This is a genomic window from Methylocapsa acidiphila B2 (assembly GCF_000427445.1).
Lineage (GTDB): Bacteria > Pseudomonadota > Alphaproteobacteria > Rhizobiales > Beijerinckiaceae > Methylocapsa > Methylocapsa acidiphila.
On record NZ_KE386496.1, the window covers coordinates 2,032,509 to 2,049,275 of the forward strand.

The window sequence follows — 16,767 nt, forward strand, 5'->3', positions numbered from 1 at the left end:
GCTCAAGCCGCCTTTGCGCCGCGCAAGGCTTCGACTCCCGGCAAAAGCTTTCCTTCGAGCCATTCGAGAAAAGCGCCGCCCGCGGTCGAGACATAGGTGAAATCATGATAGGCGTTGGCCTTATTGAGGGCTGCGATCGTGTCGCCGCCGCCGCCGATCGTCTCCAGCGCATGGACCTTGGTGAGCAGCGCCGCGACCTTCGCGATGGCGACCGTGCCCGTATCGAAGGGCGGAACCTCGAAGGCGCCGACCGGCCCGTTCCAGACGACCGTTCGCGCCTCGGCGAGGATCCCCACCACTTTCGCGATGGTGCGCGGTCCGATGTCGAGAATCATGTCGTTGTCGCCGACCGCGTCAATGCTGACGGCGCGAACGCTCGCGTTTGGCTCGAGCCTCGGCGCGACAATGGCGTCGACCGGCAGAACGAGCTGGCAATTCGTTGCGTCGGCGTCGGCTAGGATCTTGCGCGCGACGTCGGCGAGCTGCAGCTCGCAAAGCGACTTGCCGACCGCCTTCCCGCTCGCGGCGAGAAAGGTGTTGGCCATGCCGCCGCCGATGAACAAATAATCGACCCGGCGCATCAGATTGCCGAGCAACTCGAGCTTGGTCGACACCTTGGCGCCGCCGACGATCGCCGCCATCGGACGATTGGGATGAGCCAGCATGCTCGTCAGCATTTCGAGCTCGAGCTGCATGGTGCGTCCGGCATAGGCCGGCAGGCGATGCGCGATCCCTTCGGTCGAGGCATGCGCGCGATGCGAAGTGGAAAAGGCGTCATTCACGTAAATGTCGCCGAGTTCGGCCAAGGCGTTGACGAAATCCGGGTCATTCTTGGTTTCGCCGGCATGGAACCTTGTGTTTTCGAGCAGGAGGATGTCGCCGTCCCGCAAGGCGTTGACCGCGCTTTTGGCGACTTCGCCGACGCAATCCGAAGCGAAGGAAACGATTCGGCCGAGCTCATGCTCGAGCGCTACTGCGACCGGCTTCAGCGAGGTTTCCCGCTCCGGCCCTTTGGGACGCCCGAGATGGGACAGGATGATGACCTTGCCGCCCTTGCTCGAAATCTCGCGAATGTTCGAAAGAATGCGCTCGATCCGGGTTGAATCGGTGATCCGGCCGTTTTCCATCGGTACGTTGAGATCGACGCGCACCAGCACGCGCTTCCCCTTCACGACGACATCGTTCAGCGTTGGAAAGGGGGACAAAGGAGCGGATTTCGTCATATATGCTTCCCCAGCGCCACTGCGGCGTCGACCATGCGGTTCGAATAGCCCCATTCATTATCGTACCAAGAGACGACCCGCACGAAGGTGCCGTCCATCACGCGCGTCTGGTCGACATGAAAAATCGATGAATGCGAATCGTGATTGAAGTCGACGGACACATTGGGACTGTCCGTGAAGGTCAAAATTCCCTTCAGCTGCTGCGCGGCGGCGCGCTTCACCACCTCGACAATCTCCAAAACGCTGGTCGCCCGCTTGGCGACGAACTTGAAGTCGATGATGGAGACATTGGGAGTCGGCACGCGAATCGCGGCGCCGTCGAGCCTGCCATTGAGCTCCGGCAGAACGAGGCCGACGGCCTTAGCGGCTCCGGTCGACGTCGGGATCATCGAGAGCGCCGCCGCGCGCGCCCGGTACAGGTCCTTGTGCAGCGTATCCAGCGTCGGCTGGTCGCCCGTGTAAGAATGGATCGTCGTCATGAAGCCTTGTTCGATGCCGATGGCGTCATTCAGCACTTTGGCGATCGGCGCGAGGCAATTGGTCGTGCAGGACGCATTGGAGACGACGAGATGATCCTTGGTGAGCTTGTCGTGGTTGACGCCGAAAACGACCGTCAGATCAGCCTTGTCCCCCGGCGCCGAGATCAGGACGCGCTTGGCGCCCGCCTTCAAATGGGCGGCGGCCTTTTCACGCGCCGTGAAAATGCCGGTGCATTCGAGCGCGATGTCGACGTCGAGCTCCTTGTGCGGCAATTCATGCGGATCGCGGATGGCGGTCACCTTGATCGGGCCGTCCCCAAGATCGATCGAGTCGACCGTCGTCTTGACCTCGCCGGGAAAGCGGCCATGGACGGAATCGAAACGCAAGAGATGCGCGTTGGTCTCGACTGGACCTAGATCATTGATGGCGACGACCTTTATGTCCTTGCGGCCGGACTCGGCGATGGCGCGCAAGACATTGCGGCCGATGCGGCCAAACCCATTGATAGCGACCCTAACCGCCATCCATATCGCTCCTTGTCTTCAGCCGGCCCGACTGGCGACGCGGCTTGCCCCGATGGATCGGCTTTATGGCGCGGCTTCCAACGGCCGTCAATTATTGCCGCGCCACAACAATTGAACTAAACGGCGCCGATGCCGCAATGCAAAGTGCTTTGTGAAAGTTTTCGCAAAATATTTCGAAGCTTCTATGCGGACGGATCCCGATCAATGCGTCATAGTCCGTGTAAAGAATACTTTTGTGACCTTCGTCTCGCTCGCCGCCAATATTAGATCCCGTCGGCCGTGGCCGAGCAAGTCAGAGCCAGCGTCAAGATCGGAGCCGGCGCCGAGACGCTGCCGCCGAGATCTGGTTGGCGCGCGACAAATATCGCTTTCGCGTGATAATATTCGATATGCCCGCGTCGATCTCTGGCAAGCGTCCTTTACGTACAGGCGTCAGTCCGTTCGGGATAGGCACTTCGTCGAGACCTCGCGTTTCGCGAAATCGCGGGGCACAAAAGTGGAGCCTGGTTTTTCGCGGAAATTCCCTCTTTCATTTTCGAATCTCACATGCTTTCGGATGAAAAAGTCCAAAAGCATCGTAGTTTCATGCGACGATCTGAAGCATTTCTAAGCCGGCGCTCCATTCAGGGCGTTTGACGTGACCTCAACCAGACATCAGGACGAAAATGACTGCGCTTGATCGTCTCGAATCCTCTATCAGGAGGCTCGCCGCGGCGCTCGATCAGCTCGAGGCGGCGGGCGAGCGCCGCGTGCGCGCCGACGCTCTGCGCGCCAATTTGGAGGAAGAACTGACCGTCCTGCAGGACGACCGCTCCCGCCTCGCGGTCGAGCTCGACGGCGCGATCGCGCGGATGAACGCGCTCGAATTGACGAATGAAGACGTCTCGCGCCGGCTGAAAACCGTCAACGCATCAATCAAGGCCGTCCTGGCGGGCGCGGATACGCGCGGAGGCTGAACGCCGATCGGCAGTTTCTCCATGGGAAAGCGCTTGTTCTTTTTGGGAAAGCGCTCGGCGCGTTTTACTTTCGCTTCTTAAAATTGCTAAATGACGTCGCGCTTGCCTGCAAGCGCGCGATCCGCCGCCAACGACCCGAGGAGGCGACGCCATGGCGCAAGTCGCGGTGACGATCGCAGGCCGCGTCTACCGCGTCGCTTGCGACGAAGGCGAAGAGGAACATCTCGACGAGCTTGCCCGCACGGTCGACGGCAAGATCAAGAGCATGCGCCAGCGCTTCGGCGAGATCGGCGATCAGCGGCTCACCGTCATGGCGGCGATCACCCTCGCCGACGAGCTGGCTGAAGAGCGCCAGCGCGCGACCGCGCTGCAGGCCGAGCTCGCCGAGCTCAAGGCCAAGAGCACGCAAGGAAGCAGCCGAAACGACGAATGGGCCGATCGGGTCGCCCAATCCCTGAACGAGGCCGCATTGCGCATCGAGCGCATGACGCATGAGCTGAACGGCTCGGGCCGCAGCGAATAGCCCGCGCCTTCGGACCCGCCGCGGGTCTTTCCAACGGGTTTTCCACTCCGCGCACTAGCGTTTTTCGTCGACGCACCCTAAATTGATCCGGCGGAGCTGCGGGGTTCGTGTTGGATCAGTATTCCCGGGGCCTTATCGATCTCTAAGGGAGCTGTCCCTGGCCTTGCCCGTGGGCTCGGCCACATGGCGCCCACCTACGTTGTAGGTACCCGGGATCGATGTCCCACGGCCATCGCGGCCCCGCGCTGATTTTTCCCCACATATTTTCGAGCCCTATGCCGTCTTCCGCCAGCAAAGCCGCCCTTCGGGCGCAAGCTCTGTCGCGCCGGGCGGAGGAAAGCGCAGAGACGGCGACCGCTCTGGCCGCCCATCTCGCGACCGCCGGACGCGATCTCGCGCTCCGATTTCAGGCGCCCATTGTTTCCGCCTATTTCGCCCTGCCGCACGAGCCCTCGACCCTGCCTCTGCTCGAGGCTCTCTCGCGGCATGGCGTGACGACCGCCCTGCCCGTGACAGGCGCGCGCGACGCCCCTCTCGTCTTTCGCCAGTGGCGGCCCGGCGATCCGACCGTGAAAGGCAAAATGTCCATCGAGGAGCCCTTGGCGAGCGCGCCCGAGGTCGATCCGGATCTTCTTTTCGTGCCTCTCGCCGCCTTCGATCGAAGCGGCCATAGGATCGGCTATGGCGCGGGCTTTTATGACCGCACCCTCGCGCGGCTGCGGGCGATGAAGCGGATCTGCGCCGTTGGCGTCGCCTACGCCAGCCAGGCCTTGCCGAAAGTTCCCCATGAAGCGCATGATGAACGACTGGATTATGTCCTGACCGAGCGCGAATTGATCGATTGCCGGCCTTCTGACGTGGCGTCTTGAACGATGGGATCCATTTCGCCGCTCGATTTCATCATTGCGGTCCCGCGTCCGCTTCAGCGGCGCGCTCACGCGCTCGGACAACGCCATGCGCCTTCTATTTATCGGTGACGTCGTCGGCCGCGCCGGCCGCGCCGTCCTTGTCGAGCAATTGCCGGACTTGCGCCGCGCCTGGAGCCTCGATTGCGTCATCGTCAATGGCGAGAACGCCGCCGGCGGCTTCGGCATCACCGAATCGATCTGCGCCGATTTTCTCGACGCCGGCGCGGATTGCGTGACGCTCGGCAATCACGCCTTCGACCAGCGTGAAGCGCTCGTCTTCATTGCGCGGCAGCCGCGCCTGATCCGGCCGTTGAACTATCCGAGCGGCGCTCCGGGCGGCGGCGCCAATCTCATCGAGACAGCGGCCGGCGCCCGCGTCCTCGTCGTCAATCTGATGGGCCGCGTGTTCATGGACGCGCTGGACGATCCTTTCGCCGCCGCCGAGCGCGAGCTCAGCGCCTGCCCCTTGGGATTAGGCTGCGACGCCGCCGTCATCGACTTCCATGCCGAAGCCTCCAGCGAGAAACAGGCCTTCGCCCATTTCGTCGACGGCCGGGTCTCTCTCGTCGTCGGAACCCACACCCACGTGCCGACGGCCGATCACCAGATCCTGCCGCATGGCTCCGGCTATATGACCGACGCCGGCATGACTGGAGATTATGATTCAGTGATCGGCATGGAGAAGGACGAACCGATCCGCCGCTTCACCACCAAGCTGCCCTCGGCGCGGTTCGAGCCGGCCGGCGGCGCCGCCACCCTTTGCGGCGTCGCGGTGGAGATCGGCCGGAATGGTCTCGCGACGCGGATCGCGCCCGTGCGCGTCGGCGGCAAGCTCGCCCAGGCGCGGCCCGAATTTTGGGAAAGCGTCACGCAGACCGTCGTCGCCTGACCGGCCCGGAACGCGGAACACTTTATGTTTATGCCGCGCAAGGACCCATAAGCTCGTATAAGAATATTTTTGACTGATTGGTTCCGGGTCCTTCGAGCATGCGCCGAACCGAGGATCGGTCTATTGGTCCGCGCCAACACTTTCGAGCCTGAATGAATGCCTTCTCCCTGAGCTTCACGCCGCTTCTGCCCTGGCCAGTCCTCGCCGGCTTCGGCGTCATCGCCGTCCTGCTTGTCGCGCTCTGGCTCTATGCGGGTCGGCGCGGCGTTCTGCTGCGCACGCTCGGCCTGGCGCTCCTGCTGCTGGCGCTCGCCGATCCGGCCCTGGTGCGGGAAGACCGAGCGGGCTTGAAAGACATTGTCGCGATCGTCGTCGATAAAAGCGGCAGCCAAACGATCGGCGAGCGGCGGGACCAGACCGAGAAGGCCAAGGAGGCGCTCGAGAAAGCCTTGGCGGGGCTGAACAATGTCGATCTTCGCGTGATCGAGGCGGGCGCTGACGCGGACGCCGACGGCACCCGCCTCTTCGCGGCGTTGAACGCCGGCCTCGCCGACGCGCCCTCGGAGCGGATCGGCGCCGTGTTCATGATCACCGACGGGCTCGTCCATGATATTCCTGCTAATGCCGACGCTCTCGGCTTCAAGGCGCCGCTCCACGCGCTGATCACGGGCCATGAAGGCGAGCGCGACCGCCGCATCGAGCTTCTCGAAGCGCCCCGTTTCGGCATTGTCGGCAAGGATCAAACGATCGAACTCAAGGTCGTCGATTCCGCCGGCGGCGGCGAACCCGTCACGCTTCGCGTCAGCCGCGACGGGGTCGAGATCGCAACCCTTGTCGCCGCGCCTGGCGAGCGCCTTCGCGTCCCAGTCGGGATCGAGCATGGCGGGCCGAATGTCGTCGAGCTCGCGGTCGACGCCCTCCCCGACGAATTGACCGCGCTCAACAACAAGGCGGTGGTGACGATCGAAGGGGTCCGCGACAAGCTGAAGGTCCTGCTCGTCTCCGGCGAGCCGCACGCCGGCGAGCGGATGTGGCGCAACATTCTAAAGTCTGACGCCAATGTCGATCTGGTCCATTTCACCATCCTGCGCCCGCCGGAAAAACAGGACGGAACGCCGATCAATGAATTGTCGCTGATCGCCTTTCCAACCGCGGACCTGTTCGGCCGCAAGATCGGCGAGTTCGACCTCATCGTCTTCGACCGTTATTCGAACCAAAGCGTCCTGCCGCTCATCTATTTCGACAATATCGTCCATTATGTCCGCGAAGGCGGCGCGCTTCTGCTCGCCGCCGGGCCGGATTTCGCCGGGCCGGACGGATTGTTTTTCTCGCCGCTCGGGCGCATTGCGCCGGCGCGCCCAGACGGCGGCTTGACTCAGCGCGCCTTCCGGGCCGTCATTTCAGACGAAGGCGCGAAACATCCGGTGACCCGAGGTCTGCCGGGAAGCGAGCAGGCCCCGCCCGCCTGGAGCCCCTGGTTCCGCCAGGTCAATGCGGAGGTCGTGCGCGGAACGAGCGTCCTCAACGGCGCCGACAAGAAACCGCTGCTGGTTCTCTCGCGCGAGGGCAAGGGCCGGATCGCGCTGCTCCTCAGCGATCAAATGTGGCTCTGGGCGCGCGGCTTCGAAGGCGGCGGCCCGCATCTCGATCTCCTACGCCGGCTCGCCCATTGGCTGATGAAGGAGCCGGAGCTCGAGGAAGAGGCGCTGCGCGCCAATGTGCGCGGCCATCATATCGAAATCGAGCGGCAAAGCCTGCTTCCGACGATCCCGCCGGTCACGGTCACGGCGCCTTCGGGCGAAGCGCGGAGCGTGGAATTGACCGCCGCCGAGCCGGGAGTGTCCCGCGCGAGCGTCGAGGCCAAAGAGCTCGGCCTCTACCGGCTGAGCGACGGCGTTCTCTCGGTTCTCGCCAATGTCGGACCGGATAATCCACGCGAGTTTCAGGACGTGGTCTCGACCACCGAGAAGCTGCGCCCCCTGGCCGAGGCGACGGGCGGCGTCGTGCGGCGCATCGCTTCGGGCGCCGGAAGCGACATCGTCCTGCCGCGCATCGTCGCCATGCGTGAGAGCCCACTCTATGGCGGCGCGGATTACGCCGCGATCAAGCGCGCCGGCGCAAGCGAGGTACGAGGCGTGGGCTTCATTCCGCTCGCCATCGGCGTTTTGGGGCTCGCCGCGCTGCTCGGCGGCGTTCTGGCCGCATGGGTTTTCGAAGGTCGCGGAGGCGCTGGACGGATGTCCTGACGATCAGGAACTTGGAAGCGTCTCAGGGTGAAATTTCCGCGGTCGGTGGGATTCCGCCAGTCCGCTTCCGGGGCGGCAATTTGGAAAGCGGCCGTTCTGTCTACGGCGTGGGATGGCTGGGTGCGGACTACCTGGCTGGGGGGCGTGTCCAGTGCTCTTTGGCGTTGCCATGAAAGACCGACCTTTGCGAATCGGCGGCGTTTGAATTTGGTGTCCGGCTGGGTTGGACTGTCAATTATGTTTAATCGGCGACCAAAGCGAGAATTATCGATACGGTCGCGAGGAAGGACGTGCCCTATGCATCTTCGGCCGCCGTAGGGCGTCTCGCTGAAAATGGTGAAATGTACAGGGCGCAAAGCCTGAACTTGCTGATCAGGAGGAACAGTCCCGGCTTGAGTCATCGCGTCAAATATACGATGAAGCCGACTTCTTCAGGTTCTATGTTGAAATATTGCCATAACGTTTGTTTCGAAAGCACAAGACGATGCAAATGGTTCGTTTTATCATAGTAAATTTGATATCAAGCCTTTTATACTGTACACACGCTCTCGCTGCGAGGGACGATAATGCAGCTTATTCCGCGCTGCTCGACTTTGCGTCGATCTCATCGAAAACAATCAACAGTGCTGGATGTCTCGTTACCGGCACTATCGATTTCGGCGGATTTGTCAGCAAGCTAGACGTCTTCAAAGAAGCGTGGCTGAACCGTGACTATTCGGCCGATTTCTATGCTCAGAGGCGCAAACAGGTCTTTATCTACATCGTCGTAAAGCGCTACGCAGAACTCATAACCGAAGGCTTATTCCATAACGAGAAGCCGTCTTCGGTTTGCTCCTTTTCCATCAACGCTAAATACGATGATATATACGGCAAGACTCAAGACATGACGGTCGTCACATGGAAGTTCGACCAAACCACAAATGGGAAGGTCGTGTGGGAAAATTTTGATCCGCGCGATTTTGCTCGGATCGCCATAGACTACAAAATAACACCAGAAGCCATGTCGTGGCTGTCCGATGAGCCGAGCATGGCAGAAAAGAAAAGCTCAGACGATCAAAAGATCTGTCAGCCTGATATGTTGAAAGCCAATGCTGTCTTTATAAGAGCCACAACCTATTGCTCAAAGAACTATATGGACAGCCCTGCAGGTTATTACGCTCTCGCGATGTCCAGGCAATGTGCTAAATCTATGGGTGAAGAAACGTTAAAAGCAATCACGACGGATGCTATGAAACAACTTGACGGCTTAGCTAGGCAAAGAGGACGCGTGGGCGCATGCAGGTGGGTTCAAGACGTCGAGAGAAACGTGCTGCGGAAGGTAGCAAACTGAAAGATCAAAGACGCCAGATCAAAAGCCATACCAGCGATAATGCTAGCCTTTGGGCGGGTGAGCCGATGCATCATAATTTGACGGCACAAGAGCAACGAGAAGCCAGATCGACAGCTTTGGAGAATTGAAAGCTGGCCTTAGAACGACGAGGTTGGTTCCAGACTGTGTAAAAAGGCTTTCGAATTTGCTTGAATCGGCTCGACATCGGAGGGCGGGTCATGGGGCGTTTCGTCGAAGGTGAAGACCGACGGCAGTCGTTTTTATTGCCGGAGACCCTCGACGATTACGTGACCGAGGACAACCCTGTTCGGGTGGTCGAAGTCTTCATTGAAGAGCTTGATCTCGGGGCGATTGGCTTCGAGGGCGTTCGCCCGGCGGCGACGGGTCGGCCCGCCTATCATCCGTCGACGCTGTTGAAGATCTACCTCTACGGCTATCTCAATCGGATCCAGTCCAGCCGCCGCCTTGAACGGGAGGCCCGGCGCAATATCGAGCTGATGTGGCTCACCGGACGCTTGGCGCCGGACTTCAAGACCATCGCCAACTTCCGTCGCGACAATGGTCCAGCCATCAGAGCGGCGTGCGGTCAGTTCATCGAGCTTTGCCGCCGGCTTAACCTGTTCACCAAGGCGATCGTGGCGATCGACGGCAGCAAGTTCAAAGCGGTCAACAACCGAGACAAGAACTTCACGCTGACGAAGGTCGCCAAGCGCATGGAGCAGGTGGACGCCAGCATCGCACGCTATCTGACGACCCTCGATCGAGCTGACCGCGAAGAGAGCGACATCGCCGAAGCCAAGACCCGCCGCATCAAAGACAAGATCGCCGGCCTGCGGCGGCAGATGCAGGCTCTCAAGGCGATGGAGCAACAGGTTCAGGATGCGCCTGACAAACAGGTGTCGCTGACCGATCCCGACGCCCGTTCAATGGCTACAAGCGGCCGGGGCACAGGCGTGGTCGGCTACAACGTGCAGACCGCGGTCGATGCGGAGCATCATCTGATCGTCGCGCACGAGGTGATCAACCTGGGCCACGACAGAACCCAGCTCGCGCCCATGGCGCTCAAGGCGCAGGAAGCGATGGGCTGCGAGGAGGTCACGGCGCTGGCCGATCGCGGCTATTTCAACGGCGAGCAGGTTCTGGCGTGTGAGGGAACTGGCGTTCTCCCCTGCGTTCCCAAGACCGAGTGGACGAGCGAAGGTGGTTTCTTCTCCCGCCATGTCTTCACCTACGATGCTGAGAAGGATCACTACATCTGCCCGGCAGGACAAACACTGACCAAGGGGATCGTGCGATCAGATCGAAAGAACGACATCGACCATTACCGTCATCTGACCGCGTGCTTCACTTGCTCCCTCAAGCCGAAGTGCACGCCGGACAAACTCAAAAGGCTCAAGCGCTGGCGTCACGAAGGCGTCCTCGAAAAAATGCAAGCCCGCCTTGAACATCGGCCAGACGCCATGCTGATCCGCAGGCAGACCGTCGAGCACCCCTTCGGCACCCTGAAATCATGGATGGGAAGCGCGCACTTCCTCACCAAGACCCTCGAAAAGGTGCGAACTGAGATGAGCTTTCACATTCTGGCGTATAACATAAAAAGAATGATCCGGATCTTCGGCGTCGGACCGCTGCTTGAGGCGATGCGGGCGTAATCGCTCGGTTCAATCGGTCTGCCTTCAATTACCGGAAAGTCCGGCCCGTCATAATCGCCGGCGAACACACCGCGTTTTTACACGACCTCGGTCGAAAGCTGAAGTTCAAACTAACCTGACGCCAAGAGCTTTGCGACACTTGCTTCACCCCGCCGCGTCGTCTGGCTCCGAGAACAGCCCGAACTGCGCGGCGTCCCGCGCGGGCTCCTTCAATCCGAGATGGCGGAAGGCGTGGCCGGTCAAAACCCTGCCGCGTGGGGTGCGCTGCAAGAAGCCCTTCTGGATCAGATAGGGCTCGATCAGATCCTCGATCGCGTCGCGCGGCTCGGACAGCGCCGCGGCGATCGTCTCTATGCCGACCGGGCCGCCGCTGAAGGAAATAGCGATCGTCTCGAGATAGCGTCGATCCATCAGGTCGAGGCCGATCGCGTCGACGTCGAGAAGCCGCAGCGCCTTATCGGCGACTTTGCGGGTGACCTTCGGCTCCTTATCTACCAGAGCGAAGTCGCGCACGCGGCGCAAAAGCCGCCCGGCGATCCGCGGCGTTCCCCGCGCGCGCCTTGCGATTTCGTTGGCGCCGTCATCTGAAATCTCGATGGCGAGCACGCGGGCGCTGCGCCGAACGATCAGCTCCAACTCCTCAACCGTATAGAATTCGAGCCGGATCGGAATCCCAAAACGGTCGCGCAAGGGCGTCGTCAAAAGCCCCGCCCTGGTCGTCGCGCCGACCAGCGTGAATTTGGCGAGGTCGATCTTGACCGAGCGCGCGCCCGGCCCTTCGCCGATGATGAGATCGAGCTGGAAATCCTCCATCGCCGGATAGAGGATTTCCTCGACGGCCGGGTTCAAGCGATGAATCTCGTCGATGAAGAGCACGTCCCGCTCCTCGAGCGCGGTGAGTTGGGCTGCGAGATCGCCCGCCTTGGCGATGACCGGCCCGGAGGTCGAGCGGAAATTGACGCCGAGCTCGCGCGCGACGATCTGCGCGAGCGTCGTCTTGCCGAGGCCAGGCGGGCCCCAGAACAGGACATGGTCGAGCGCCTCCCGGCGCGCCTTGGCGGCCTCGATGAAAACCTTGAGATTGCCGCGCGCCGCCTCCTGGCCGGTGAAATCGGCGAGCAGCAGCGGACGCAAGGAGGTCTCCGCGTCGTCGTCGCGTTTTTCCGCGGTGACGAGGCGGCTGGGAGCGAGTGGCAAAACCGGCGGCCTTCTTCCTGCCGAGACGAGCCGGAAGCAGCGCGCCGCGGCCGGATCGGCGCGCGGCGGCGAATCGCCCCGCGCGGCCGCTAAACTATAGGATCTCCGGCGCCGTCGCGTAAACCGGGGCTCTCGGCCCGCGCAAGCCCGCTCCAACGGACGGACTCGTCAAACCGCAAAAACCTCTTTTAAAATCAATAAGCTGGAGCTATTCCAATCAAAAAGGCCGAACGATCTTATCGGACCATGCACTAGCGCTTGAGGGTTTTACGGAGCCAGCGCACGGCGTCGATGGCGGCCGGCGGCGTTAAATATTTAATGAAATCCGCCAATTTCGCGTTTTTGACGAGTGGGTCCGGCATTGGAAACAGCGTCGTGTGAAAATCCGAACCTTCACCGTCGGCGCGTCCATTGGTATAGAAATAGGCCGCCGCGGACCGGCGCGTCCGTCCGCCCGGCGCATTGACCGGGTCCGGATGGCCGTGCAGGCTCTTGGAGCTATGGTAGAAAAGCGCGGACCGGCCGAACACGGGCTCAATTGCGACCTTGACGCTTTCATCCTCGACGCTGTGAAGCTCGAGCGCGCCGCCGTAGGACAAAAGCCAATCCTTGTTCAAATAGGTGATGAACACCAGCCGATTGTCGAGCCTCGACTGCGGGTGTTGGTTGAAGTCGATATGCATCGCGAACCGGCCGCCTTGCGGGATCTCATGAAGGCCGCCGGCGTGGAGCATCGGATCGGGCAGCAGCGAGTCGACGCCGGTCACAGCCTGGAGAAAATCGACAAACTCGCCGGAATGGATCGTGTTGAAATAGAGTTGGGTCGCCGGTCCGAAGCGCGTGTTTGCCTGGGTTCCGCGCTTGCGCTCATATTGCGTGTTGAACCGCCGCCAATCGCTCCAATTCAGATTATCGAATTCCGCGTGCATCAGTTCCAGGAGTTCCGGCGCGAAAAGGCCCTCGAAAGCGAGATGCGGAAAAGGCGCGTTGCTCTTGAAAGCTTCGCTGAAGGCCTTCACCCTGGCCGGCGCGAGAAGCTCCCGGTTAAGCAGAGAGTCGAGGCCGAGCGTCACGCCGCGTATGATGACGCGATCGCCCGCGACCTGCGACTCGCGCCCAGCCGAAATCGCGGGCGCATCCGATCTCAAAACCTGCGGCATCCCAAAGCCTCCTGCGGATGCATCCGCCCATCGCCGCCCGACGCGGCCAACCCTTTAATACGCCGAGCGCCGACGATCTCCGATTTCGGGAAGGCCAGCGCATTCAAGGCTTCATAACATCCAACGCGTGATTAGCAAGACATGCGTCGCCAAAAGGTTCAATAATAACCAAGCGTTTACATTAAAATACTTCTAAGCTAATAATAGATAATTCATACAATCGCGTCCAGACTGTATTGTGAAATAGATTGCCGTTCTGACCATGGCTTGACGTCGCGCGATGAAATGACGCAGCATCTCTGGTCCAGATCCAAGCGAGCTAAGTTTTTTCTACGCATGACCTTTCTGCGTGGCCCTTGCGCTCAATTGGTCGAGCCCAATGCGTGGCCGCCATGGAACATTTTGATGATTTGCCCCGCCTGGTCCGCGAGAAGCCAATTCGGATGAAATGGCTCCACGAGGGACGAGAGGCCCCCGAGTTGGCGGCCTTTTGGCCTATAGGCGGCGCGACGGCCGCGCAGCATGTCACCAATAGCAGGCGTTTTCGTTCTTATCGACATCTTGCGGGGTCTCGGTTTGCTGCGGCCGCACCCAATAGTCGTTGAAGAACTGCTGAAATTGCTTGTCTTCCTTCCAGCGATTGCCATAGACGCCGAACAGGATCTGGAGCACCCCTCCCAAATGGACGCCGACCTTGCCGCGCAGCTTCGCGTGGGTGGCCAGCGGAAGGGAGAAGGCGCCGGCGCCGATCAAGACCGCGTCGTAATCGAGAGCGTCCATCTGCGCCTTGAGATCGTTGACGGCGGCGATCCAATCAGGATGCTTGGGCGGGACGAGGCCCGCGCTGAATGGCGCGCGAATGGTGAGAAGCGTGAATTCCGGCAGCACCCGCTGATCCTGCCAGAGCAGCGTCCGCCGCGCATATTGCTGTCGAATGGTGTCGACGAAGGGCGAGACGACAATGACGCGCTTGCCTTCGAGGTTCGCGGTCCAAGGATCGTCCGAAAAATAGGCCTCAAAGCTTTCGCGATGCGCGAGCGTCGCGTTGCGCGCCAGCGTGTTGAAGATTTTGTTTTCTCCCGCAAGCCCCCAGGAAACCAAGACGTCGATGTTTTCGACCGCGGCCTGATAAACCGCGCCGAAGCGATCATAGGACTCGTCGTCTTGAGGAAAGACGCCCGAATTGATGTAGAGGGTTTCGAAGGCGTAGCGCGGATAGGGCGCGGGCTCCTGATGATGCGCGCGCGCCTCGCTTCGCTGCAGAAAATGGTTCAGCGCCAAAAGTTCGGTGAATCCGAGCTTTCCCGCCGCCAAGGGGCGCCCTTCGCGCAGAGCCGCGGCGAGGATAGGTCCTGCCTCGACGATGGGCCGCTTGGGCTCGCCGAGACTCTGGAGGCGCCAAACCAACTTTCGTAATTTCCACACAAAATTGTGCAACAGTGGAAATTTCCGGATTGTATCCCTCAAGAATATATACAACCGATAAAGCATCGGAGCATCCTTCCCGCGCAAGTTCATTTAAGTCGCCTGCGATGATCTGAACTATCGCTGGCTTTACAGTTCGAGTTAAGATCGGGTTAACCCGCCACACGTCTAATGACAAGCGTTTCACGCCTGAGCACGCCAGATCTCAGCCTGGAGGCCTTCCGCGGAGACTAGGCCCGGAGCATTTTCGAGCGAGGCGATGCGTTTTCGAATGCGCTCTCAGGCGTCGGCGGCCCAAGCTTCGCCGGAGAGATTGCGCCTCGCCTTGTCGAGCTCTTCTGTGTAGCGGCGCAGGACATGCGCTTCGGTCAGCAGGCCGAGCACGCGCCGATCGTCATCATTGTCGACGACAGCCAGGGCCTCGGCCTCGCTGTTCTCGAAAGCCTGAGCCGCGGCCATGATGTTCATGTCGGGCGTGAGCGTGCGATCCGGAAAGCGCGCGACCTGAGCAACCGCCGCGCGGCCCGCATCGGCCTCCCGATCCGCAAGATGCGCGTCCGGCAAGAAAATAAGACCGGCATAGCGCCCGGAGGGATCGACCGCAGCGACCCATTGGGCGGAGCCCAGCGGAAAACGCGCGACGAATTCCGCGATGGGAAGATCGGCGGGCGCCGAGGCGAGATCCGTGCGCATCAGGCCGGCGACCGTCAAATCGCGAATCCAGCCGACGTCCTGGGCGCTGCGAATCGATTCGCCCCGGAGATGCAGACGCCAGGTCGCGAAGGAGTAGCCGAAAGCGCGGCGAACGATGACTGAGACGATCGTCGAGACGCCGAGCAGCATGAGGCTCAGGGGGACGTCGCCGGTGGTCTCGAGCGCCAGAAAGCTCATGGTCATGGGCCCGCCGACGATGGCGACCGCGAAGGCGGCCATTCCGACGACCGCGCAGACCCAGGCGTCAGGTACGAGCGCGGGGCCGATCAAGCCGAGCCCGTGCGCGTAGAGCCTGCCGGTCAAGCCGCCGAGGAAAAGCGACGCGAAGAAAAGGCCGCCGCGGAAGCCCGAGCCGATCGAGATGGCGGAGGCGACGGATTTTAGGACGAGCGCCGCCATTATGACGCCCGCCGCCGGCGGCCCCGCGCCGAAGAGCAGGTCGAACAAAGCGCTATGGCCGGAGCCCAGCGCTTGCGGGGCGCCGAAAGCGAGGCCTCCAACGATCAATCCGCCGATCGCCGGCCGAACGGCGCTGGGCAGGCCGGACCAGGAAAACAAGGACTCGACCAGTTTCACCGATCGCATGATGGCGATGCCGAAAGCGGCGCAAATGATCCCGAGAATAAGCAGAGGGAGGAGATCCGCCTCGGTCAAAGTCGAGGCCGCCGCGACCTTCCCCATGAAGGCGCCAGTCAGCCCGAGCCAACGGGAGACAAGGATTCCGCCGATTGCGGCGACCCCGACCGGAGCAAGAGCGAAGGGCGTGTAAGTGCCGAGGATGAGCTCGAAAGCGTAGAAGGCCCCCGTCAGCGGCGCGCCGAATGCGGCCGCGATTGCGCCGGCCGACCCGCAGGCGACGAGCATGCGCATGTCGGCGCGGCGCAGGCGGAAGACGCAGCCGAGCCAGGAGGCGAAACCGGAGCTCATCTGCGTATAGGCCGCCTCCAGCCCGACCGACGCTCCAAAGCCGTTCGAGATCACCGTCTGAACCGAAATGACGAGGCTGTCGCGGATCGACATCCGGCCGCCATGGAGCGCATTGGCTTCGATCGGATCGACCGGGCGGCGTGGCCTGCGCCCGAGGATGAGGAGCCCGCTGAGGCCGAGAACAAGGCCGCCGACGGCCGGCGCCAGGGCCTGCGCCGGTCCTTCCAGAGCCGCGAGATTGCTGAGCTGGTGATGTCCGAATGCAAGGTAATGCACAGCCGCAGACGCGCTGGAAATGACGGCGACGAAGCCCCCCGCCGCCATGCCTGCGAGAAGCGCGAGCCCAATGAGGCCGAATTCGCCGCGCCGGACGAGGGCGCGGAGCCACGCCGCATCTTGAAGCGCGAGGCTGATCTTGGAGCTGGCGCGTTCGACGATGGTCATTCCAGCTGAAGATCCCGCCTCGAGATTGCCGCGACGCGTCAGCCGGCCGCGGCGACGCCAAAAGTCCGAGCCGACGCCGCGCGCCGATCAGCCCGTTGCGCCCTGGCGCCGGCGTCGTTATAAGCACGGGCGCGTCCCTTCCGACACCCCTGGAGGCGCGGGCGCGCGA

Annotated in this window: 13 protein-coding genes and 1 other RNA gene; 8 read left to right on the forward strand and 6 right to left on the reverse strand. The window is 61.7% G+C overall.

Features of this window, described 5'->3' with window-relative positions:
* Positions 1 to 2: 2 nt before the first annotated feature.
* Together METAC_RS0111865 and gap are read right to left on the reverse strand one after the other, a co-directional pair.
* Positions 3 to 1,223, reverse strand: coding sequence for a phosphoglycerate kinase (locus METAC_RS0111865; RefSeq protein ID WP_036255497.1), 1,221 nt, complete (start codon positions 1,221 to 1,223; stop codon positions 3 to 5).
* Entirely contained in the window at positions 1,220 to 2,227 is a 1,008-nt protein-coding gene (gene gap / locus METAC_RS0111870) for a type I glyceraldehyde-3-phosphate dehydrogenase (RefSeq protein ID WP_026607202.1), read from the reverse strand. The genes METAC_RS0111865 and gap overlap by 4 nt, the downstream gene beginning before the upstream one ends.
* 665 nt (positions 2,228 to 2,892) lie before the next feature.
* Between gap and METAC_RS0111885 the strand changes: the two genes are divergently transcribed.
* The 8 genes from METAC_RS0111885 (at position 2,893) to METAC_RS0111915 (ending at position 10,731) form a co-directional block, all read left to right on the forward strand.
* Positions 2,893 to 3,183: a DUF4164 domain-containing protein gene (locus METAC_RS0111885; RefSeq protein ID WP_026607203.1), complete on the forward strand. Its 291-nt coding sequence runs from the start codon at positions 2,893 to 2,895 to the stop codon at positions 3,181 to 3,183.
* A 151-nt stretch (positions 3,184 to 3,334) separates the two neighbouring features.
* On the forward strand, positions 3,335 to 3,706 hold the full coding sequence (locus tag METAC_RS0111890) for a cell division protein ZapA (RefSeq protein ID WP_026607204.1): 372 nt from the start codon (positions 3,335 to 3,337) through the stop codon (positions 3,704 to 3,706).
* A 90-nt stretch (positions 3,707 to 3,796) separates the two neighbouring features.
* Positions 3,797 to 3,951: non-coding RNA, 6S RNA (ssrS, locus tag METAC_RS25860), on the forward strand.
* Positions 3,952 to 3,981: 30 nt separating this feature from the next.
* Positions 3,982 to 4,575 (forward strand): 5-formyltetrahydrofolate cyclo-ligase, encoded by a 594-nt coding sequence (locus tag METAC_RS0111895; protein ID WP_026607205.1) that lies wholly within the window; start codon positions 3,982 to 3,984, stop codon positions 4,573 to 4,575.
* 85 nt (positions 4,576 to 4,660) lie between these two features.
* Complete coding sequence (locus METAC_RS0111900; protein ID WP_026607206.1) at positions 4,661 to 5,503, forward strand: TIGR00282 family metallophosphoesterase; 843 nt, start codon at positions 4,661 to 4,663, stop codon at positions 5,501 to 5,503.
* A gap of 152 nt (positions 5,504 to 5,655) precedes the next feature.
* Positions 5,656 to 7,749 (forward strand): membrane protein, encoded by a 2,094-nt coding sequence (locus tag METAC_RS0111905; protein WP_026607207.1) that lies wholly within the window; start codon positions 5,656 to 5,658, stop codon positions 7,747 to 7,749.
* 490 nt (positions 7,750 to 8,239) lie between these two features.
* The gene (locus METAC_RS0111910; protein ID WP_156898202.1) at positions 8,240 to 9,079 is read left to right on the forward strand and encodes a hypothetical protein; all 840 of its coding nucleotides are present in this window, start codon (positions 8,240 to 8,242) and stop codon (positions 9,077 to 9,079) included.
* 218 nt (positions 9,080 to 9,297) lie between these two features.
* Positions 9,298 to 10,731, forward strand: a complete 1,434-nt coding sequence (locus METAC_RS0111915; RefSeq protein ID WP_026607209.1) for an IS1182 family transposase — start codon at positions 9,298 to 9,300, stop codon at positions 10,729 to 10,731.
* 144 nt (positions 10,732 to 10,875) lie between these two features.
* Here the strand turns inward: METAC_RS0111915 and ruvB are convergent, their stop codons facing one another.
* From ruvB to METAC_RS0111945, 4 genes are all read right to left on the reverse strand, one after another.
* The gene (gene ruvB, locus METAC_RS0111920; RefSeq protein ID WP_026607210.1) at positions 10,876 to 11,928 is read right to left on the reverse strand and encodes a Holliday junction branch migration DNA helicase RuvB; all 1,053 of its coding nucleotides are present in this window, start codon (positions 11,926 to 11,928) and stop codon (positions 10,876 to 10,878) included.
* Positions 11,929 to 12,179: 251 nt separating this feature from the next.
* Entirely contained in the window at positions 12,180 to 13,088 is a 909-nt protein-coding gene (locus tag METAC_RS0111925; protein ID WP_026607211.1) for a 2OG-Fe(II) oxygenase, read from the reverse strand.
* A gap of 525 nt (positions 13,089 to 13,613) precedes the next feature.
* Positions 13,614 to 14,495 carry a hypothetical protein gene (locus METAC_RS23370; protein ID WP_051335541.1) on the reverse strand — a complete coding sequence of 294 codons (882 nt, stop codon included), beginning with the start codon at positions 14,493 to 14,495 and terminating at the stop codon, positions 13,614 to 13,616.
* 297 nt (positions 14,496 to 14,792) lie between these two features.
* Positions 14,793 to 16,598 (reverse strand): chloride channel protein, encoded by a 1,806-nt coding sequence (locus METAC_RS0111945; protein ID WP_051335542.1) that lies wholly within the window; start codon positions 16,596 to 16,598, stop codon positions 14,793 to 14,795.
* Positions 16,599 to 16,767 lie beyond the last annotated feature (169 nt).